The following is a 20783-nucleotide window of genomic DNA, read 5'->3' as shown; positions in this document are numbered from 1 at the left end:
TCGGTCTTCGTCCACGACTCGTCAGGGGTGTTCTCGTGAGGTTCCAAGCCAACCGCGATGTCTTCAGCGAGGCGGTGTCGTTCGCGGTCAAGCTGCTGCCGCAGCGCACGACCCTGCCGATCCTCTCGGGCATCCTCATCGAGGCGACCGCCGAGGGCCTCACGCTCTCCTCGTTCGACTACGAGGTCTCCGCGCAGACGCAGATCGCCGCCGACGTCGAGGAGACCGGCACGGTCCTCGTCTCCGGCCGACTGCTCGCCGACATCGCCAACCGCCTCCCCAACGCCCCGGTGCGCGTCGCGACGGAGGAGTCGCGCGTCTCGGTCTCGGCCGGCTCCGCGCACTTCACGCTCCTGCAGATGCCCGTGGAGGAGTACCCGAGCATCCCCGAGATCGACGCCTCCACCGGCCTCGTCCCCGCCGACGCGTTCTCCGCCGCGATCTCGCAGGTCGCCGTCGCCGCCTCCAGAGACGACGTCACCCCCGTGATCACCGGCGTGCAGCTCGAGATCACCGAGAACACCATCGGCCTGGTCGCCACCGACCGCTACCGCGTCGCCGTCCGCGAGATCGACTGGGACAACGGCGACAACGCCGCCCCCAGCCAGCCGCTGACCGCGCTGGTCCCCGCGCGCACCCTGCAGGAGGTCGGCAAGACCTTCAGCCACTCCGGCACCGTCTCGGTCGCGATCACCCAGCGCGACGAGCGCGAGCTGATCGCCTTCACCGCCGACCGCAAGACGGTCACGTCGCTCCTGATCAAGGGCAACTTCCCGCCCGTGAAGCGCCTCTTCCCCGCCTCGGTCGAGAACTACGCCGTGATGGCGACGAGCGACCTCATCGAGGCCACCCGCCGCGTCTCGCTCGTCCTCGAGCGCGAGGCCGCCCTGCGCTTCAGCTTCAGCAGCGACGGGCTCACCCTCGAGGCCATCGGCTCCGAGCAGGCTCAGGCGTCCGAGAGCATCGACGCCATCGTCACCGGAGTCGACGTCGTCGTGTCGCTGAAGCCGCAGTTCCTGCTCGACGGCCTCGCCGCCGTGCACTCGGAGTTCGTGCGCATCGCGTTCACGAAGACCGAGAACCCCAACAAGCCCGGACCGGTCCTGATCACGGCGCAGACCTCGCGCGAGCAGCCCGGGAGCGACAGCTACCGCTACCTGCTCCAGCCGAACCTGCTCCTGCGCTGACCGCTCCTCCCCGATCGCAGCGCCGCGACCGCCCTGCTCCCGACGAGCACCCGCCCGCCGGACATCGAATCCCAGGAAGGTTCACCATGCACATCGGACTCGTCGGACTCGGCAAGATGGGCGACAACATGCGCTCCCGCCTGCGGGAGAAGGGCGTCGAGGTCACCGGTTACGACCGCAACCCGGACGTCTCGGACGCCGCCTCGCTCGACGAGATGATCGCCGCCCTCCCGGCGCCGCGCATCGTCTGGGTCATGGTCCCCGCCGGCGCCATCACGGACGCCGTCGTCACGGACCTGTCCGAGAAGCTCAGCGAGGGCGACCTGGTCATCGACGGCGGCAACTCCCGCTTCACCGAGGACTTCAAGCACGACGCGCTGCTCAAGCCCAAGGGCATCCACTACATCGACGCCGGTGTCTCCGGCGGCGTCTGGGGCCTCGAGAACGGCTACGGCCTGATGGTCGGCGGCCCGAAGGAGCTCGTCGAGTACGCGATGCCCGTCTTCGACGCGCTGCGCCCCGAGGGCCCCCGCGAGGAGGGCTTCGTCCACGTCGGCGAGGTCGGCGCGGGCCACTACGCGAAGATGGTGCACAACGGCATCGAGTACGCGCTGATGCAGGCGTTCGCCGAGGGCTACGAGCTCCTCGACACCCGCAAGGACATCATCAAGGACGTCACCGGCACCTTCAAGGCGTGGCAGCGCGGCACGGTCGTCCGCTCCTGGCTCCTCGAGCTGCTCGTCCGAGCGCTCGAGCAGGACCCGGAGTTCGAGCACATCGAGGGCTACGTCCAGGACTCCGGCGAGGGCCGCTGGACCATCGAGGAGGCCATCAACAACGCCGTCCCGGTCCCCACGATCAGCGCCTCGATCTTCGCGCGGTTCGTCTCCCGCCAGGAGGACTCCCCCGCCATGAAGGCGGTCGCGGCGCTCCGCAACCAGTTCGGCGGGCACAGTGTCAAGGCGGTCGACTGAGCGCAGCTCAGTCGACCGGTGAGGCCGGTCCCTGCCCGGCCTCACGGCGGTCGGCTTCTCGAAGCTGTGGCGTCATGCAGAGCCGGTCGCGGACGGCGACCTGCGGCCCGCCGCCACCGTGAGGCAGGGATGCTCTCACGGCGGCGGCGGGCCTCCGGCCGCCTGCACCCTGCGCGGGGGAGTTCGTCGACTCCTGGTGTGCTCGGTGGGGGACGCGCGTCCTTCGGGCGACGCGGTGGCTTGCTGGGTCGCGTCCTACGGACGGCGGAGTTCCATGCTGGTCGAGTAGCCGCGGAGCGGCGTATCGAGACCCACCGTCGCAGGGACGGCGGCCGCCCGAGTCGCCGTTCTCGGGGCCGCGGTCATCGCCCCCGGCATGCTGGTCGAGTAGCCGCGCAGCGGCGTATCGAGACCCTGCGTCGTCGAGACGGAGGTCGTCGGGCCGCCGTCAGCCGGTGCTGCGGCCATGGTCGCCCTGCATGCTGGTCGAGTAGCCGCGCGGCGGCGTATCGAGACCCCGCGCCCGGCGCAGGAGCATCGGGCAGAGTGGAGACGGAGGAGGTGAGCGCGTGCAGGTGACGCAGCTGGCGTTGAGCGACTTCCGCAACTACGCCTCCGTGGACGTCGCGCTCGCGCCGGGCCCGAACCTCTTCGTCGGGCGCAACGGCCAGGGCAAGACGAACCTGGTCGAGTCGCTCGGCTACCTCTCCACCCTCGGCTCGCACCGGGTGTCCACCGATCAGGCGCTGATCCGCGCGGGGCAGGACAGTGCGGTGATCCGCGCCCGCCTGCGCAACGGGGACCGCGACCTGCTCGCCGAGGTGCAGATCAACCGCTCCTCCGCGAACCGCGCGCAGATCAACCGCGGCGGCATCAAGCCGCGCGAGCTGCCCCGCTTCTTCTCGAGCGTCCTCTTCGCGCCGGAGGACCTCCTCCTCATCCGCGGCGACCCGTCCGCGCGCCGCCGCTTCCTCGATCAGCTGGTCGTCCTCCGCTCCCCGCGGATGAGCGCCGTGCAGGCGGACTACGAGCGGGTGCTCCGTCAGCGCAACTCGCTCCTCAAGTCCGCGCGGGCGAGCGGCGTCCGCGATCCCGCGAAGCTCGGGACGCTCGACATCTGGGACGAGCGCCTCGTCGCCCTCGGCACCGAGATCATCCAGTCGCGGCTGACCCTGGTCGACGAGCTGAGCGGCCCGGTGCGCGCCGCCTACGAGGCGGTCGCCGGAGCGGACCAGCGCCCGGTCCTGCGCTCGCGCCTGAGCATCGAGGGAGCGGTCGACGACGACGAGGAGCCCGTCGCGACGGCCGAGGCCTCCGCGGCGCCGGCGGAGCTGGCCGCGGCCTTCTCCGCGGCCCTGCTCGCCGTGCGCCGACGAGAGCTCGACCGCGGGATCTCGCTGGTCGGGCCGCACCGCGACGACGTCCAGTTCGAGCTCAACGACCTCCCGGCGAAGGGCTACGCCAGCCACGGCGAGAGCTGGTCGTTCGCTCTGGCGCTCAAGCTCGGCGCGGCCGAGCTGCTCCGGCGCGACTCCCCCATGGGCGACCCCGTGCTGATGCTCGACGACGTCTTCGCCGAGCTCGACGCCCGCCGCCGCGAGCGGCTCGCCGCCGTGGTCGCCGACTACGAGCAGGTGCTGATCACGGCCGCGGTCTTCGACGACGTGCCCGCGGCGCTGGCGGCGCACACGGTCCGGATCGAGGCGGGCCGCATCGTCGAGTCCGACGCGGTCGTGGTCCCGGAGACGCCTCTGACCGCGCCCGAGACGGCCGCGCTCGAGTCGGCCGCCGCCGAGTCCGCGGCCGAACCGGACCCCGAGCCCGCGCGGAAGCCGGAGCAGGACTCGGTGCCCGAGCCTGCGCCGGTGCCCGTCTCCGAGCCCACCCCGGACCCCGACCGTGGCTGACTCCCCCCGCCGCGGCGCTCCCTCCCCCGCTCCCGACTCCGAGGCGGCGCGCGTCTACCAGCACCTCAAGGAGGTCTTCGGCGGCGACGCCCCCCGCCGGGTGCGCAAGACCGTCGACCGCGCCGAGCCGAAGGGCGACGCGGCCTCGTTCGGCGGGGGCCGCGATCCGCACGACCTCGGCGACGTGCTCTCCTCCCTCACGGTGAAGCTCGGCTGGACCGCTCCCCTCGCCCAGGGCGATCTGATGTCGTCCTGGACGGCCATCGCCGGCGAGGAGACGGCGAAGCACTCCACTCCGGTCGGCGTGGTGGACGGCGTGCTCACAGTGGCGTGCGAGTCGACGGCCTGGTCGACGCAGCTGCGTCTGATGCGGATCGAGATCATGAACCACATCGCGGTGAACCACCCGGACGCGGGGATCACCGCGATCCGTTTCCAAGGGCCCGACGTCCCGAACTGGAAAAAGGGCCCCAGGTCGATTCCAGGGCGTGGTCCGCGCGATACCTACGGCTGAGGACGCATTTTCGGTCGACCCCGGAGAAATCGTTCGTCAGATCGCCACTGAGCGCCGCGCGACCGGCCGCCGCGCGATAGAATGGAGGGCCGCCGAACCGCAGCGTCGACCCCGTGCGCGAGATCTCCAGATCCGCCTGCGCGCCGCGACGGACCGTCAGAGGAGAACTCCACAGCTATGACACCCGAGCCGACCGACTCCACGTCAGCCCCCGCAGCGAACGACCTGGACGCGAACGGCTCCACCGGCCCCTCCGCTCCGGTCGCGGCCGCTCCCGCCGAGGCGGCACGGGGCGAGGGGATGTCGACGAAGTCCTCCGGCGACTACGGCGCGAACCAGATCCAGGTCCTCGAGGGCCTCGAGGCGGTCCGCAAGCGCCCCGGCATGTACATCGGCTCGACGGGCCCGCGCGGTCTGCACCACCTGGTCTACGAGATCGTCGACAACGCCGTCGACGAGGCGCTCGCGGGCTACTGCGACAACATCGAGGTCGTCATGCGCGCCGACGGCGGCCTGACCGTCGTCGACAACGGCCGCGGCATCCCGGTCGACATGCACCCCACCGAGGGCATCTCGACCGTGGAGCTCGTGCTCACCGTCCTGCACGCCGGCGGCAAGTTCGGCGGCGGCGGCTACGCCGTCTCCGGTGGTCTGCACGGCGTCGGCTCGTCCGTCGTCAACGCCCTCTCCACCCGACTCGAGGTCGAGGTGAAGCGCCAGGGCGCTTCCTACAGCATGACCTTCGCGGACGGAGTGCCGGAGGCGCCGCTCGCGAAGGGCGGGCCGAGCGACGAGACCGGCACCACCATCACCTTCTGGCCGAACGCCGAGATCTTCGAGACCGTCGAGTTCGACTACGAGACCCTCCGCGCCCGGTTCCAGCAGATGGCGTTCCTCAACAAGGGCCTCCGCATCGCGCTGACCGACGAGAAGGAGATCGAGTTCGACGGCGAGGGGGAGAACGAGACCTCCGGCCCGCGCAGCGACGTCTTCCTCTACGAGAAGGGCCTCGTCGACTACGTCGAGTACATCAACTCGCTGAAGAAGTCCGATCTCGTGCACTCCGAGATCATCGACTTCGAGTCCGAGGACACCGAGCGCCGCATCTCGCTCGAGGTCGCGATGCAGTGGACGACGGCGTACACCGAGAGCGTGCATACCTACGCGAACACGATCAACACGCACGAGGGCGGCACGCACGAGGAGGGGTTCCGGGCGGCGCTGACGACGCTCGTCAACAAGTACGCGCGCGCGAACAACCTGCTCAAGGACAAGGACGAGAACCTCTCGGGCGACGACATCCGCGAGGGCCTCACCGCCGTCGTGTCGATCAAGCTCGGCGAGCCGCAGTTCGAGGGCCAGACCAAGACCAAGCTCGGCAACACCGAGGCCAAGGCGTTCGTGCAGCGGGTCGCCGGCGAGCAGCTCGCCGACTGGTTCGACCGCAACCCCAACCAGGCCAAGGACATCATCCGGAAGGCGATCCAGGCGGCCTCCGCGCGGATGGCCGCCCGCAAGGCGCGGGAGACCGCGCGTCGCAAGGGCCTGCTCGAGGGCGGCGGCATGCCGGGCAAGCTCAAGGACTGCCAGTCGAAGGACCCGTCGATCTCCGAGATCTTCATCGTCGAGGGCGACTCGGCCGGCGGCTCCGCCGTCCAGGGCCGGAACCCCGAGACCCAGGCGATCCTCCCCCTCCGCGGCAAGATCCTCAACGTCGAGAAGGCCCGCCTCGACCGCGCCCTCGGCAACAACGAGGTCCAGGCGATGATCACGGCCTTCGGAGCCGGCATCGGCGAGGACTTCAACCCCGACAAGGCGCGGTACCACAAGATCATCCTGATGGCCGACGCCGACGTCGACGGCCAGCACATCACGACGCTGCTGCTGACGCTGCTGTTCCGCTACATGCGCCCGCTGATCGACCTCGGCTACGTCTACCTCGCGCAGCCGCCGCTCTACCGCCTCAAGTGGTCGAACTCGCCGCACGAGTACGTCTACAGCGACCGCGAGCGCGACGCGCTGCTCGCGCACGGCGCCGCGTCGAACAAGCGCATGCCCAAGGAGAACGGGATCCAGCGCTACAAGGGCCTCGGCGAGATGGACTACAAGGAGCTGTGGGAGACCACGATGGACCCCGCCACGCGGACCCTCCTCCAGGTCACCCTCGACGACGCGGCCGCCGCCGACGAGATCTTCTCGACCCTGATGGGCGAGGACGTCGAGTCCCGCCGCTCCTTCATCCAGAAGAATGCGAAGGACGTGAGATTCCTCGACATCTAGAAGATGGCGAGGAATCTCACGTCCTTCGAAAGGCGGCAGCCCGGCGGTCCAGTGGACCGCCGCCGCGACCACTTCGAAGACGTGACGGCGACCCTCAATGGGTCGCATTCCCGAGAAGCACCACGCAGCGGCCTCAGCGGCCGACGACGAGAACACTGACACCCAGCGCGACCCGCCCCCGTCACGACCCGGGGCCCGGACCCACCTGAGAAGACAGAGATCATGGCAGACGAATCAGACACCCCCACCGGACCGGACGACGGCGAGGACATCGTCACCGAGACCGGTGTCGTGATCCACGGGCACGACAAGATCGAGCCGGTCGACCTCCAGCTCGAGATGCAGCGCTCCTACCTCGACTACGCGATGAGCGTCATCGTCGGCCGCGCGCTGCCCGAGGTGCGCGACGGCCTGAAGCCCGTGCACCGCCGCGTGATCTACGCGATGTACGACGGCGGCTACCGCCCCGACAAGGCGTTCTCCAAGTGCTCCCGCGTCGTCGGCGACGTGATGGGCCAGTTCCACCCGCACGGCGACTCGGCGATCTACGACGCACTCGTCCGGCTCGTCCAGCCGTGGAGCCTCCGCTACCCGCTGGCGCTCGGCCAGGGCAACTTCGGCTCCCCCGGCAACGACGGCGCCGCGGCCCCCCGCTACACCGAGACCAAGATGGCGCCGCTGGCCCTCGAGATGGTCCGCGACATCGACAAGAACACCGTCGACTTCCAGGACAACTACGACGGCCGCACCCGCGAGCCGGCAATCCTTCCTGCGCGCTTCCCCAACCTGCTGGTCAACGGCTCGGTCGGCATCGCGGTGGGCATGGCCACCAACATCCCGCCGCACAACCTCCGCGAGGTCGCCGCCGGCGCGAAGTGGGCGCTGGAGAACCCGGAGGCGTCGCGCGAGGAGCTGCTCGAGGCGCTGCTGCAGCGCATCAAGGGCCCCGACTTCCCCACCGGGGCGCAGATCCTCGGCGTCCGCGGCATCCAGGACGCGTACCGCACGGGCCGCGGCTCGATCACGATGCGCGCCGTCGTCTCGATCGAGGAGATCCAGGGCCGTACCTGCCTCGTCGTCACCGAGCTGCCGTACCAGGTGAACCCGGACAACCTCGCGATCAAGATCGCCGAGCTGGTCAAGGACGGCCGCGTCTCCGGCATCGCCGACATCCGCGACGAGACCTCGGGCCGCACCGGCCAGCGCCTCGTCGTCGTGCTCAAGCGCGACGCGGTCGCGAAGGTCGTGCTGAACAACCTCTACAAGCACACCCCGCTGCAGGAGAACTTCGGCGCGAACATGCTCGCGATCGTCGACGGCATCCCGCGCACGCTCTCGCTCGACGGCTTCATCCGCGCCTGGGTCGACCACCAGGTCGAGGTCGTCGTCCGCCGCACCCAGTACCTGCTCGACGAGGCCGAGGCGCGGATCCACATCCTGCGCGGCTACCTCAAGGCGCTCGACGCGCTGGACGAGGTCATCGCCCTCATCCGCCGCTCCCCCACGGTGGAGGAGGCCCGCGACGGCCTGATGGAGCTCCTCGACATCGACGAGGTGCAGTCGCGCGCCATCCTCGACATGCAGTTGCGCCGGCTCGCCGCGCTCGAGCGCCAGAAGATCATCGACGAGCACGACAGGATCCAGGCCGAGATCGAGGACTACAAGTCGATCCTCGCGAGCCCGGAGCGCCAGCGGACGATCATCTCGGACGAGCTCGACGAGATCGTCGACCGCTTCGGCGACGACCGCCGCACTGAGATCCTCTTCGGCTTCGACGGCGATATGAGCGTCGAGGACCTGATCCCCGAGGAGGAGATGGTCGTCACCGTCACCCGCGGCGGCTACCTCAAGCGCACCCGCAGCGACTCCTACCGCGCCCAGCACCGCGGCGGCCGCGGCGTGCGCGGCGCTCAGCTCAAGGCCGACGACATCGTCGAGCACTTCTTCGTCACCACGACGCACCACTGGCTGCTGTTCTTCACGAACACCGGCCGCGTGTACCGCGCCAAGACGTACGAGCTGCAGGAGGTCAGCCGCGACGCGAAGGGCCAGCACATCGCGAACCTCCTCGCGCTGGAGCCCGGCGAGCAGATCGCGCAGATCCTCGACATCCGCGACTACGAGGCGGCCCGCTACCTCGTCCTCGCCACCCGCGACGGCCTCGTCAAGAAGACGGCGCTGATGGAGTACGACACCAACCGCTCCGGCGGCATCATCGCGATCAAGCTCCGTGAGGGCGACGAGCTCGTCTCCGCGCTCCTGGTCGACGAGGACAGCGACGTGCTGCTCGTCTCGCGCAAGGGCATGTCGATCCGCTTCACCGCGTCCGACCAGGCCCTTCGCCCCATGGGCCGCTCCACCTCCGGAGTGATGGGCATGTCGTTCCGCGGCGACGACCGACTGCTGGACGCCAACGTCGTCAGCGACGAGGGCTACGTCTTCGTCGTGACCGAGGGCGGCTACGCGAAGCGCACCGCGGTCGACCAGTACCGGCTCCAGGGCCGCGGCGGTCTGGGCATCAAGGTGGCCAAGCTCGAGGAGAAGCGCGGCGACCTGGTGGGCGCCATCATCACCGGGGAGGACGACGAGGTGCTCGTCGTCCTCGCCAGTGGCAAGGTGGTACGCTCTGCCGTGGCCGAGGTACCGGCCAAGGGTCGCGACACCATGGGAGTCGTCTTCGCACGATTCGCAGACGACGACCGCATCATCGCACTCGCCAAGAACACCGAACGCAATCTCGACGCCCAGGACGAGGATCCCGACGCCGCGGCGTCGGCCGAGTCCGAAGCGGTGTCGGAGGAGGATGAGTCCGTCGATGAGTAGCACGGTCGCCGAGAAGCTCGCCAAGAAGTCCGCGAAGAGCCCGGCGGCGAAGCAGGTCAGACTCAAGCTGGTGTACGTCGACTTCTGGTCGGCCGTCAAGCTGTCGTTCCTGCTCGGTCTGACGCTGGCGATCATCACGATCGTCGTCGTCTACCTCGTCTACACGGTGCTCGCGCAGACCGGCGTCTTCGACGAGGTCAACGGCCTCGTCCAGGACATCGCCGGCGCGGAGGCGTTCGACCTCAACACGATCATCTCGCTGCCCCAGATCATGGGCTTCGCGGTCGTCGTCGCGGTGCTGAACACCATCGTCACCACCGCCCTCGGTGCGATCGTGGCGCTGCTGTACAACCTCAGCGTCAAGATCACCGGCGGCCTGCTGGTCGGCTTCACCAACCAGTAGGGCGGAGCGGCCGATTGGGATTCTGACCCGGTGTCGGGTAGAGTCACATCTGGCCATTTCGGGGGTATAGCTCAGGCGGTTAGAGCGCTTCACTGATAATGAAGAGGTCCCAGGTTCAAGTCCTGGTACCCCCACGTGCCGAACGGCCCGACATCGCGAGGTGTCGGGCCGTTCCACTCTCGCCGGCGTTCCATCGCCGGTCCGGGGCCTTAGCTCAGTTGGTAGAGCGCCTGCTTTGCAAGCAGGATGTCAGGAGTTCGAATCTCCTAGGCTCCACACTCGAACCCGTCCGCGGGTCCTCCTCACCCGCTGTGCGTGCCGTGCCGCGGTCGGCGTGCTCTGGCGGCGAAGTCGTCGAGAGCCGCCAGGACCTCCACGGCCTCGAACGATCGGTTCCTGCGTCCCGCTCGCGACGGGGTTCGGCGGTCAGTGGGCGATGACGCAGATCAAGGGATAGCCGGGTAGCCCTTGATGAGAGCTCTCCGAACTGCGAGCAACCCGTCCTCCGGCGGGAGGCGGCGGGGTCAGCGGGGCTGGCAGGCCAGGCCGAGGAAGTTCTCGACGGAGAGGGTCTCGGAGGTGCCGTCGCGGATGTCGCCGACGATGATCTCGCCGACGGACAGGGTGTCGAACTGCTCGGCGGTGAAGACCACGGGGCGCCCGATGACCGAGCCGCCGACCGCGTAGGCGCCGAGGGTGAGGTCGACGCCGAGAGGGAAGCGCTCGATCTCCCGGTCGGCGGGCCAGACGGTGCGGCCGGCGAGGTCGGTGGCGCCGATGTCGTCGACGGGCTCCGGGGCGACCCAGCGGGTGATCCGCCGCGCGCGATCACCGATCAGCAGGGGAGCGGTGTCCTCGACGGCGAGGTCGAGGCCGTCGACGGCTCCGGAGCAGACGACGACGACGCCCAGGACCTCGGCGCGCTGTCCGCCGCGGCCGATGCCGACGGTCGCCTCGGAGACGGGCTCCGTCGCGCAGCCGGACAGCGCCAGCGACGCCGTGGCCGCCAGCACGACCGCGACGCTGGCGACTCGACGACGATGCGGCACGAGGTCACCCTACGGCGAGGGCGAGCGCGGAGAGCGCCTGGGGGAGTGACGGCGCCCCCTCCGCACGGAAGACCGCGCGGCCGTCGGCGTCGCGGACCACGACCGTGGGGGTGGAGCGGATGTCCGCGGCTTCCGCTGCCTCGGGCGCGAAGGCGACGTCGAACTCGCGGATCTCCGCAGCGGGGACCAGCTCCGCCGCGCGCTCGAGCACACTGCGGCCCGCGTTGCAGGCGCCGCAGAACGCGGACGTGTAGAGCTCGACGATCACAGGGGAGACAACGCCGGGCGGCACCGCGCGATTCCCGGGATGGATCTCGATACGCCCGCTGCGCGGGCTACTCGATCAGCATGGAGGTCGATCCACATCGGATGTGACGCCGTGAGGCGCTCTGCATGCTGGTCGAGTAGCCGCCGGAGGCGGCGTATCGAGACCCGCCGCGGTCAGCGCAGCGTCCAGGCCTCGTTCATCGTCAGCGCGACGTCGATCAGCTCGACCCGCTCGAGTCCCTCGACCTCGGCCAGCGGGAACCACGCCGCGGCGTCCGTCGAGCCATCGACCTCGTGGGTCAGCTCGCCGCCGGTCACGCGGGCGCGGTAGACGACTCGGATCGCGTGCAGCGGGCCGGCGTCGGGGTCGCTTCGGCGGTGCGCGGGGATCACGTGCGAGTCGACGCCGATCAGCCCCTCGAGTTCGGCGTGGTAGCCGGTCTCCTCGAAGATCTCGCGGACGGCCGCGTCGGCGGGCGACTCGCCCTCGTCGATGCCTCCGCCGGGAAGCGTCCACGCCTCCCAGGGTCCCTGGCTCCAGTGCGCGAGGAGCATGCGCTCGCCGTCGATGATCACGCCGTACGCGGCGACCCGGATGTCCACCTCAGCAGCCTAACCGCGGACCGCGCACCACCGGACACGCGTGAGGCCCGGACCCGCAGTGCGGTGTCCGGGCCTCACGCGGCGACTCAGGAAGCGGTCGACGCCGGCGACTGCGCGGCGCTGGCCGGCTCGTCCTCGGCGACCCACAGCTCGTCGTCGGCGCGGAACGTCTGCCAGACGGCGTAGCCGATGCCGCCCACGGCGACGAGGGCGGCGCCGATCGCGAAGACCGTGCCGACCTTGTTCTTCTTCTTCGGGGGGGTGGTGAGCTCCTCCCAGCGCGCCTTCGAGATCTCGGCGAGCTTCGCGCGGTTCTTCGAGTCCTTGGCGGCCTCGAACGCGGCTGCGGCGGTGCCGCCGACAGCGGCGAAGGTCGGGAGGACCTTGTGCTTGTAGGCGTCGCGTGCGGAGGAGTACGTGCCCTCGACGGCGGAGACCCCGTTGTCGTAGACGGGCTTCACCCGGCTCGAGTAGGCGTCCTTGACGGCCGGCACGACCTCCTTCTTCGCGTACTTGGTCGCGTGGCGGCGGCTCTTCTCGAGAACGGAGGCGGCGTGCGCCAGCACCTCCTGCTGCTCACTCCAGACCGCCTCGGCGTTCTTGCGGAGGCGCTTGAGATCCTTCTTGTGCTTACGTGACAGACCCACTTGGTCCTCCATCGGCTACGAGCGGCGAACAACGGCTCAATACTGCCACTCATCCCGCGGCCCGCGCATCGCGCACCCAGCGCATTGACACCCGGCGTTGCGGAGCCCTACAGAGCCGCTGTGCGAGAATCCACCCATGCCTTTGCACACCGCAGTCGCGACGTTCCACACGACCAAGGGCGACATCGTCGTCAACCTCTACGGCAACCACGCGCCGAAGACGGTCCGCAACTTCGTCGGTCTCGCGACCGGCGACATCGAATGGACCCACCCGGCGACGGGCGCCAAGACGAAGGAGCCGCTCTACAACGGCACCGTCTTCCACCGCATCATCCCCGACTTCATGCTCCAGGGCGGCGACCCGCTCGGCCAGGGCATCGGCGGCCCGGGCTACCAGTTCGACGACGAGATCAACTCAGAGCTCGACTTCACCCAGCCCTACATCCTCGCGATGGCGAACGCCGGCAAGCAGGCGGGGCGCGGCACCAACGGCTCGCAGTTCTTCATCACCGTCGCGCCGACCACCTGGCTCCAGGGCAAGCACACCATCTTCGGCGCCGTCGCCGACGACGAGTCCAAGAAGGTCGTCGACGCCCTGTCGGCCGTGGCGACCGACGGTCGCGACAAGCCCCTCGAGGACGTCGTCATCGAGAGCGTCGAGATCACCGAGGTCTGACCGCCTCTCCACCACTCATCGAGGGTCGGGTCCGTCTGGGCCCGGCCCTCGTTCTCTCTCCCGGAGGAACGTCCGTGACCCAGGTCCCGCCGAGCAGCAGCACCTACACCTGCTACCGCCACCCCGATCGCCAGAGCTTCGTGCGCTGCCAGCGGTGCGGTCGCACGATCTGCGGCGAGTGCCAGACCCCGGCCCCGGTCGGCGTCATCTGCCCGGACGACATGGCGCAGCAGCGCAGCGAGGCCCCGCGCGTCCGCGGACCGCTCGTGTCGCGGGTCCGGGCGATGACACGGGCCGACCAGCCGACCGTCACCTACGCGATCATCGCGCTCTGCGTCCTGGTCTGGATCCTCGAGGTGCTCCCCTTCATCGGGAACACCGTGCTCAACGCGATCGCCTACTTCCCCGCGTACACGCTGCCCGGCTTCGGTGCGGGCTTCGAGCCCTGGCGGATGATCACGTCGATCTTCGCGCACAGCACGTCCCTCTTCTTCGTGGTGCCCTTCCACCTCCTGCTGAACATGTACACGCTGTGGGTCTTCGGCATGGCGCTCGAGCGGATGCTCGGCCGCGGGCGCTACCTGACGCTGTTCCTCCTCAGCGGCTTCGCAGGCTCGGTCGGCGTCCTGCTCCTCTCCAGCCCGCTGACGCCGGTGATCGGTGCCTCGGGCGCCATCTTCGGGCTGATGGGCGCGTACCTCGTGATCCTTCGCCACCTCGGCGGGCAGGCCTCGCAGCTGCTGGTGCTGGTCGGGCTCAACCTCGTGATCGGCTTCCTGCCGGGGATGAACGTCGCCTGGCAGGCGCACGTCGGCGGCCTGGTCGCCGGTGCTCTCATCGGGCTGGTCTTCACCCGGACGCGGCAGCGCTCGCAGCGACGCACCCAGAACCTTCTCGTCGGGCTGATCGGCGTCGGCCTCGTGGCGATCACCGTCGGGGCGTACGTCCTGGCCTGAGGCCCCGCGGCACGGGCCGGGAGCCTGTCCACAGGGCGTTCTCCACTGTCCACAGCAGCTGTCCACAGCTGGGGACGAAGTTATCCACAGAGTTGTTAACACTGGGGAGAACTACGCCGTTGTCATTCGGAGCGGCCGGTGAGACGGCCTCCGGATCGGCGATCCCGCCCCGTCCCGCCGCCGATGCGCGCCCGATCACGCTCCGCATCCGCGGACTGGCGCGGGGTCCGAAGTTGTCCACAGGAGTTTCAACACCTGGGGATAATTACACGCGTGTAGTTCGCCGTCGAGGGGCGGAGACGACCGTGGCGTCGAGGTCCTCGTCGAGGAGGATCGACGGGTCGAATCCCACGTCCGCGAAGAGTGCCGCCGTCCGCTCCGCCTGCTCTCTGCTCGTCTCGATGACCACCGCGCCGTCGTCGCTCAGCCAGGGCAGGACCTCCGCCGCGATCCGGCGGTGCAGCGCCAGGCCGTCGCCCCCGCCGTCGAGAGTCGACGCCGGCTCGTGCAGGCGCGCCTCCGGTGGCATCAGGGCGATCGCGGCGGTCGGCACGTACGGCGCATTGACCACGACGAGGTCGATCCGACCCCGGAGATCCTCGGGGAGGGCGGCGAACAGGTCGCCTCGGTGGACCGTCGCGAGTCCCGCCAGGGTTCGCCGGGCGCACGCGACCGCGGCGGGGGAGAGGTCGGCCGCGTGGAGGGTGAGGCCGTCGCGCTCCTCGAGAAGGGCTCGCCCGATCGCTCCGACACCGCAGCAGAGGTCGAGGACGGTCGCGGGCCCCCGCCCGTCCAGCAGCGCGAGCGCCGCGTCGACGACGGCCTCGGTGCGCCGTCGGGGGACGAAGACGCCGGGCGAGACCGGGATGCGCAGCCCGCGGAAGGCGACCCAGCCGAGGATCTGCTCGAGCGGCTCCCCGGCCTCACGGCGACGCAGGAGCGCGTCGAGGCGGTCGGAGCCGGCCGCCGCCTCGTGCAGGAGCTCCGCCTCCTCCTCCGCGAAGACGCAGCCCGCCGCACGCAGGCGCGCGACCGACGATGCGAGGGCCGGCGGGAGACCCGATCCCGGGGACGACGAACGCCCCGTCGGCGGACCGGACGGGGCGTCGTTCATGCGGGCGTGATCAGCGCCAGCGCGTCGTCATGAGGAAGCCGATGAAGGCGATTCCGAAGCCGATGAGGATGTTGGCGTTGCCGAGATCCGGCACGGGGAGCGTGCCCTGGCTCACGTAGAAGACGATGATCCACGCGAGGCCCAGCAGCATGAACCCGAACATGACGGGCTTGAACCACACCGGATTGGGTGCATCCTCACCGGTCCGGGCCTCGTCGCGCTCGGGCTTCGGGCTCTTCGTCGCTCGTGCCATGCCTTCCACTGTACCGGGAGACGGCCGCCGACCGGGAGCGCGAGGCCGGGGGATGCCGTGCAGGCGCGCAGGAGCGGCTGTGCGGAACGCGCCAGGGGCCGCGGAGCCCGTCGGACGGGCGCGCCCCGCGCCTAGACTCGTCGCATGAGTGCCCCGTCGCCCGCCGCCGCCCCGCTGCGACCGCGCGACCGACGAGAGCGCACACGGCGACCGCGCCGCCGCCTGACGTTCTTCGGCGTCCTCGGCGAGCTGCTCATGACCGCCGGAGCGCTCGTCCTGCTCTATCTGGGCTGGCAGCTCTGGTGGAACGACGCGGTGATCGCCGGCCAGCAGACCTCCGAGGCCGCGGAGCTCCGGCAGAGCTGGGGTGACGCCGCCCCCGCGCCGGAGCCCTCGACGGCGCCGAGCGAGACCCCCGCCGGCTTCGGCGATCCGGTGATCGCTCCGGTGGCGGCACTCGACACCTCCTTCGGCAACCTCTACATCCCGCGCTACGGCGAGGGCTGGGTCCGCACCATCGCGGAGGGCGTGGACGCCGAGAACGTCCTCGACGAGGGCAGCATCGGTCACTACCCGGGCACGCAGATGCCGGGCGAGGCGGGGAACTTCGCCCTCGCGGCGCACCGGAGCGCCTACGGCGGCGGCATGCACTTGATCGACCAGCTCCAGCTCGGCGATGCGATCTACATCGAGACGGCGGACGGCTGGTACACCTATCGGTTCCGGAACCTCGAGTACGTGCAGCCCTCGGAGATCCAGGTCATCGACCCCGTCCCATGGACGACGGGCGCTGTCGCGACCGACCGGCTGATCACCCTGACGAGCTGCAACCCGCTCTACTCCACCGCCGAGCGGATCATCGCCTACGGCGTCTTCGAGTCCTGGCAGCCGCGCTCCGCGGGTGCGCCGGCCGAGATCGCCGCGTCTCTCGCGCAGGAGGGCTGACCGTGTACGCGGCACTCTGGCGGGTCCTGCCCGGACCCTGGTGGCTCCGGCTGCTCCTCGTGATCGTCCTGGTGGTGGCGGTGCTCGCCGCACTCGCCGAGTGGGTCTTCCCCTGGGTGCAGTCACTCGTGCTCGATCAGAACGTCACCGTCGGGACGTGAGCCGGCCCCCGAGGCGGTCGCCGCGATGACGCGGGTCCTGGTCGTCGACAACTACGACAGCTTCGTGTTCACACTCGTCGCCTACCTGCGCGAGGCGGGGGCGGAGGTCGACGTCGTCGAGGGAGCGGAGCTGTCTCCGCGCGACGCGATCGAGCGCGCGGCGGGGAGCGACGGGATCGTGCTGTCGCCCGGGCCGGGCCGACCGGAGGACGTCCCCACGTCGGTGGCGCTCGCGCGGCACGCCCTGGCCGAGGCGCAGCCGCTCCTCGGGGTCTGCCTCGGGCACCAGGTGCTCGCGCACGCCCTCGGTGCGCGGGTCCGCGAGGCTCCGGAGCTGATGCACGGCCGGACCTCGGCGGTCGTGCACGACGGCGATCCGCTGTTCTCCGGGATCCCGTCGGGGTTCACGGCGATGCGCTACCACTCGCTCGCCGTCCAGCGCTCGACACTGCCTGCGGAGCTCGCCGTCATCGCGGGGACCGCCGAGGGGGTCGTGATGGCGCTGCGCCATCGGACCGCCCGCGCGGTCGGCGTCCAGTTCCACCCCGAGTCCGTCCTCACCGAGGGCGGTCGTCGGCTGATCTCGAACTGGCTCCTCGAGACGGAGCTGCCCCGTCCGACCCGATAGGCGCGGGAGCGGAATGCGGAGCCCGGTCGTTCCGAGCGCTCGGCGCACCGCTTATCGGACCGGGTGATCAGGCCCATTCACCGCTTATCGACGCCCCATTCACCCCTCCCGGTCCGAGAGATCACCTGTGCGGGTCACCCCCTGATGGGGGGCTGAGATGAGCGTCAGAAGGGGTGCGATCCGCGCCATCGACGCGCTATGAGAGCGCGCACTCTTTTGGAGATCGGCGCCACGACAAGGAAGTGCCGCTCGCGGGCCTTCGCGATCCCCCCGAGCGGGTGGCGTGATTTGACGGAGCACTGGCGGATGATGCGAGGGGCATGACGGGCATAATCGGAGGGCGCCGGTTAGGGGACCGGTGCCGTCGAGAAGAGAATTCCGAGGCATCACATGGTGGAATCGATTTCTTGGGCTTATTCCGGAATTCGCGAGCTCGAGACACTGGGCCCACGCATCGTCGTCAAGCCGGGCACTGTTCCGCGCATGGCGGGCTCCGGTTTCACCGCGGCCGGCATCAGCGTCGTGCTCCTGACGACCTCGCCTCTGCGGGTCCTCCGGGGGACCTGGGGCGCCGACGACACGTCGATCCTGAGCTTCAGCTTCCTGATCGAGGGCGCGGTCCGGCTCGTCGGGCCGGACCGGACGGTGCTCCTGCGGCCCGGCTCGATCGCCTATCAGCCGGGGACGACCACCTTCACCACCGAGTCGACGATGCCCGTCACCTCCCTCCAGATCACCATCCGCGCGGACGAGATGCGCCGCTACGGCTTCGACCTCGGCTCGAACGTGTACGCGCTCGATCCGGACGCCCGGTCCACCCGGGCGGCCTTCGCCTTCACGACGGCGTTCGCGCTCGCGGCGGAATCGGGCACGGGACTCCCGTCCGACCACGAGGTCGACGGCTTCGGTCACGTGGTCAAGCAGCTGCTCGTGAGCGCCTTCCTCGCGTCGGCCGGCTCCCAGCCCGGGGCGACGAGCGTGCGCGCGGCGACCCTCGGCCGAGCGCGGACCGTGATCGACCGGACCCACCGGACCCCGCGCTGCACCCCGGAGGCGGTCGCGGACGCGGTCAACGTGTCCACGCGCTCGCTGCAGCGGCTCTTCGAGGATGCGGGGACGACGGTGGCGAGCGAGATCGAGCGCGCCCGGGTCGCCAGCGCCGTCGAGCTGCTCCGCCGCCGCCCGCGCGAGGTGCCGCTCGAGGCCATCGCTGCGGCGTCGGGCTTCTCGTCCGCCGACCACCTCCGCCGGGCCCTAAAGCGCCGCGAGGGTCTCACCCCGAGCGACATCCGCGGGCGGGTGGGGACGCCGATGGAGGCCGGCTCGCCGGACGAGGGTGTGCTGCGGCTCGCGCCGCCGCTCGCGGACGCCGCCCGGCGCGCGTAGGACGCCCGAGTCCGGCGCCCACCGCCCGGGCCGTCCTTGCTGATCGAGTAGCCCGCGCAGCGGGCGTGTCGAGATCCACCAGCGCCGGAAGGGCGAGTCTGCGGACCTGTCCTGCTGACGACGACGGGTCTCGATACGCCCCTGCGGGGCTACTCGACCAGCATGTACGCCCGTGCGGGGTTACTCGACCAGCATGGGTGCGGGCGTCTCTTCCACGGTGGGTGCCCCGCGAGATCCCCTTGTCGGGGCTGGCGGGTCTCGATGCGCCCCTCCGGGAGCGAGGGTCAGCCGGCGCAGAAGCCGAGCTCGACGGTCGAGCCCTGGGGGACGTCGCCCGGGGCGATCGACTGGGTGGTGATCGGCGGGTTGGCCCGGACGGACTCGCAGGTCTCGTCGGGAGCCTCCTCGCCGATCAGCTGGAGCTGCTCGGACGCCAGGGTCGCGAGGGCGGTGCTCAGCGTCTGGCCGACGAGGTCGGGCAGGGTCACCTGGCCCGAGGAGACGACGAGGTCGACCGGCGTCCCCGGGGCGAGTTGCTGGCCGCCGGCAGGAGTGCTGGAGAGCACCACGTCGCCCGGCACGGTGGGCGAGTTCTGGCGCGTCTGCGATCCCTCCGAGAAGCCGGCCCCGGTGAGGGCGGCGATCGCCTCCTCGAGGGTCGACCCCGCCGTCTCCGGGACGGCCACCGGCTGGGCGCCCTGGGAGACGTAGACCCGGATGACCGTCTCGGGCGCGACGATGGTGCCCGAGCCGGGGTCGGTGCGGATCACCTCGCCGGCCGGGACCGTATCGCTGAACTCGGCGAGCTGACTCGCCACCAGGTCGAGCTCGGTGAGCGTCGACTGCGCGCTGTCGTAGCTGGTGCCCGTCAGCACGGGGACCTCGCGCGACTGCGAGGGCAGCGTGGTCGTCGGCTGGAGCGTGAGCACCCAGATCACCAGCGCCGCCACGATGACGGCGAGCACGACGATCGACGACCAGATCCAGAGCACCGGCGGGCGGCGCTGGGTGCGGACGATCGAGTTGTCCTCCGCGAGCTGGCGCAGCGCGAGCTCGGAGTCGTTCATGCCGCCGCCGCTGCGTGCGGCGAAGAGAGACGTGGTCAGCTCGTCGATCGGGCGGTGGTCGGGGAGGCGGCCGGCCGCGGCGTCGCGCAGGTCGTCGCGGAACTCGGCCGCTCCCTGGAAGCGCTCGTAGCGGTCCTTCGACAGCGCTCGGGCGACGACGCCGTCGAGGGCGGGCGAGACGGCGGGATTGATCGAACTGGGCGCCGGGGGCGTCTCGCTGACGTGCTGGTAGGCGACGGCCACCGGAGTGTCCCCGCGGAAGGGAGCGCGGCCGGTGAGCAGCTCGAAGAGGACGATGCCGGCGGAGTAGAGGTCGCTGCGCGCGTCGACCTGCTCGCCCTTCGCCTGCTCCGGCGAGAAGTAGGCGGCGGTGCCGAGGATGGCGGTGGTCTGCGCCACGGTCGCGGCGGAGTCGGAGACGGCGCGGGCGATCCCGAAGTCCATCACCTTCACCTGGCCCGAGGGGGTCAGCATGATGTTGCCGGGCTTGATGTCGCGGTGGACGACCCCCGCGCGGTGCGAGTACTCGAGCGCGGTGAGGATGCCCTCGGTGATGCGGACGGCCTCGTCGACCTCGACGGGTCCCTCCGCGATGACGTCCTTCAGCAGGCGCCCCTCGATGTGCTCCATCACGATGAACGGACGGCGCGACTCCGCGCCGGTGTCGTCGAGCGAGACCTCCTCGCCGGCGTCGAAGACGCGGACGATGGTCGGGTGCGACATGCGGGACGCGGACTGCGCCTCCTGCCGGAAACGCAGGCGGAACGCGGAGTCGGAGGACAGCGAGAGCTTGAGCTCCTTGATCGCGACCGTGCGCCCCAGGCGGGTGTCGGTGCCGAGGTAGACCTCGGACATCCCACCGCGACCGAGCCGGGGCCCGACCTGGTACCGTCCTGCGATCAGGCGTCCCTCATCCGTCACGCGCACGCTCCCGCCCTGTACT

At 70.4% G+C, this 20783-nt stretch carries 20 protein-coding genes and 2 tRNA genes; 15 read left to right on the top strand and 7 right to left on the bottom strand.

Annotation, left to right across the window (positions count from 1 at the left end):
- Positions 1 to 35 precede the first annotated feature (35 nt).
- From dnaN to EDF22_RS17485, 9 genes are all read left to right on the top strand, one after another.
- Positions 36 to 1187, top strand: a complete 1152-nt coding sequence (gene dnaN / locus EDF22_RS17525) for a DNA polymerase III subunit beta (RefSeq protein ID WP_123447260.1) — start codon at positions 36 to 38, stop codon at positions 1185 to 1187.
- An 86-nt stretch (positions 1188 to 1273) separates the two neighbouring features.
- A complete protein-coding gene (gnd, locus tag EDF22_RS17520) occupies positions 1274 to 2161 on the top strand; it encodes a phosphogluconate dehydrogenase (NAD(+)-dependent, decarboxylating) (RefSeq protein WP_123706114.1) in 888 nt (295 codons plus the stop codon).
- A 569-nt stretch (positions 2162 to 2730) separates the two neighbouring features.
- Entirely contained in the window at positions 2731 to 4068 is a 1338-nt protein-coding gene (gene recF / locus EDF22_RS17515) for a DNA replication/repair protein RecF (protein ID WP_123706113.1), read from the top strand.
- The gene (locus EDF22_RS17510) at positions 4061 to 4582 is read left to right on the top strand and encodes a DUF721 domain-containing protein (RefSeq protein WP_123706112.1); all 522 of its coding nucleotides are present in this window, start codon (positions 4061 to 4063) and stop codon (positions 4580 to 4582) included. Before recF ends, EDF22_RS17510 begins: the two co-directional genes overlap by 8 nt.
- Positions 4583 to 4882: 300 nt before the next feature.
- Positions 4883 to 6862 carry a DNA topoisomerase (ATP-hydrolyzing) subunit B gene (gene gyrB / locus EDF22_RS17505; protein ID WP_123706249.1) on the top strand — a complete coding sequence of 660 codons (1980 nt, stop codon included), beginning with the start codon at positions 4883 to 4885 and terminating at the stop codon, positions 6860 to 6862.
- A gap of 222 nt (positions 6863 to 7084) precedes the next feature.
- Complete coding sequence (gyrA, locus tag EDF22_RS17500; protein WP_123447256.1) at positions 7085 to 9685, top strand: DNA gyrase subunit A; 2601 nt, start codon at positions 7085 to 7087, stop codon at positions 9683 to 9685.
- Positions 9678 to 10088 (top strand): DUF3566 domain-containing protein, encoded by a 411-nt coding sequence (locus EDF22_RS17495; protein WP_123447255.1) that lies wholly within the window; start codon positions 9678 to 9680, stop codon positions 10086 to 10088. The genes gyrA and EDF22_RS17495 overlap by 8 nt, the downstream gene beginning before the upstream one ends.
- A 60-nt stretch (positions 10089 to 10148) precedes the next feature.
- Positions 10149 to 10222, top strand: a tRNA-Ile gene (locus EDF22_RS17490).
- Positions 10223 to 10291: 69 nt separating this feature from the next.
- Positions 10292 to 10364, top strand: a tRNA-Ala gene (locus EDF22_RS17485).
- A gap of 248 nt (positions 10365 to 10612) precedes the next feature.
- Here the strand turns inward: EDF22_RS17485 and EDF22_RS17480 are convergent.
- From EDF22_RS17480 to EDF22_RS17465, 4 genes are all read right to left on the bottom strand, one after another.
- Positions 10613 to 11137 carry a hypothetical protein gene (locus EDF22_RS17480; protein WP_133961335.1) on the bottom strand — a complete coding sequence of 175 codons (525 nt, stop codon included), beginning with the start codon at positions 11135 to 11137 and terminating at the stop codon, positions 10613 to 10615.
- A gap of 4 nt (positions 11138 to 11141) precedes the next feature.
- Positions 11142 to 11429, bottom strand: a complete 288-nt coding sequence (locus EDF22_RS17475; RefSeq protein ID WP_260303534.1) for a thioredoxin domain-containing protein — start codon at positions 11427 to 11429, stop codon at positions 11142 to 11144.
- Between the two features lie 149 nt (positions 11430 to 11578).
- On the bottom strand, positions 11579 to 12007 hold the full coding sequence (locus EDF22_RS17470; RefSeq protein ID WP_123447252.1) for an NUDIX hydrolase: 429 nt from the start codon (positions 12005 to 12007) through the stop codon (positions 11579 to 11581).
- Positions 12008 to 12093: 86 nt separating this feature from the next.
- Entirely contained in the window at positions 12094 to 12654 is a 561-nt protein-coding gene (locus EDF22_RS17465; RefSeq protein ID WP_123706109.1) for a hypothetical protein, read from the bottom strand.
- 136 nt (positions 12655 to 12790) lie between these two features.
- On the opposite strand from EDF22_RS17465, the gene EDF22_RS17460 reads away from it, so the two are divergent.
- Entirely contained in the window at positions 12791 to 13330 is a 540-nt protein-coding gene (locus EDF22_RS17460; RefSeq protein WP_123447250.1) for a peptidylprolyl isomerase, read from the top strand.
- A gap of 74 nt (positions 13331 to 13404) precedes the next feature.
- Positions 13405 to 14286 (top strand): rhomboid family intramembrane serine protease, encoded by an 882-nt coding sequence (locus EDF22_RS17455; protein WP_123447249.1) that lies wholly within the window; start codon positions 13405 to 13407, stop codon positions 14284 to 14286.
- Between the two features lie 265 nt (positions 14287 to 14551).
- On the opposite strand, the gene EDF22_RS17450 is transcribed toward EDF22_RS17455, so the two are convergent.
- Both EDF22_RS17450 and EDF22_RS17445 read right to left on the bottom strand, forming a co-directional pair.
- A complete protein-coding gene (locus tag EDF22_RS17450; RefSeq protein ID WP_123706108.1) occupies positions 14552 to 15400 on the bottom strand; it encodes a putative protein N(5)-glutamine methyltransferase in 849 nt (282 codons plus the stop codon).
- Positions 15401 to 15410: 10 nt separating this feature from the next.
- On the bottom strand, positions 15411 to 15653 hold the full coding sequence (locus tag EDF22_RS17445; RefSeq protein WP_123447247.1) for a cell division protein CrgA: 243 nt from the start codon (positions 15651 to 15653) through the stop codon (positions 15411 to 15413).
- 144 nt (positions 15654 to 15797) lie between these two features.
- On the opposite strand from EDF22_RS17445, the gene EDF22_RS17440 reads away from it, so the two are divergent.
- The 4 genes from EDF22_RS17440 (at position 15798) to EDF22_RS17430 (ending at position 18773) form a co-directional block, all read left to right on the top strand.
- A complete protein-coding gene (locus EDF22_RS17440; protein ID WP_123447246.1) occupies positions 15798 to 16598 on the top strand; it encodes a class E sortase in 801 nt (266 codons plus the stop codon).
- Positions 16599 to 16600: 2 nt separating this feature from the next.
- On the top strand, positions 16601 to 16759 hold the full coding sequence (locus EDF22_RS20975) for a hypothetical protein (RefSeq protein ID WP_164874570.1): 159 nt from the start codon (positions 16601 to 16603) through the stop codon (positions 16757 to 16759).
- A 25-nt stretch (positions 16760 to 16784) separates the two neighbouring features.
- Positions 16785 to 17387, top strand: a complete 603-nt coding sequence (locus EDF22_RS17435; RefSeq protein WP_123706107.1) for an aminodeoxychorismate/anthranilate synthase component II — start codon at positions 16785 to 16787, stop codon at positions 17385 to 17387.
- Between the two features lie 483 nt (positions 17388 to 17870).
- Positions 17871 to 18773 (top strand): helix-turn-helix domain-containing protein, encoded by a 903-nt coding sequence (locus EDF22_RS17430; RefSeq protein ID WP_123706106.1) that lies wholly within the window; start codon positions 17871 to 17873, stop codon positions 18771 to 18773.
- A 284-nt stretch (positions 18774 to 19057) separates the two neighbouring features.
- Here EDF22_RS17430 and pknB read toward each other — a convergent pair whose 3' ends face one another.
- The gene (pknB, locus tag EDF22_RS17425) at positions 19058 to 20695 is read right to left on the bottom strand and encodes a Stk1 family PASTA domain-containing Ser/Thr kinase (protein WP_243732903.1); all 1638 of its coding nucleotides are present in this window, start codon (positions 20693 to 20695) and stop codon (positions 19058 to 19060) included.
- Positions 20696 to 20783 lie beyond the last annotated feature (88 nt).

This window comes from Rathayibacter sp. PhB127 (genome assembly GCF_003751665.1).
Taxonomy (GTDB): domain Bacteria; phylum Actinomycetota; class Actinomycetes; order Actinomycetales; family Microbacteriaceae; genus Rathayibacter; species Rathayibacter festucae.
This window is presented reverse-complemented; position numbering and strand designations above follow the sequence as displayed.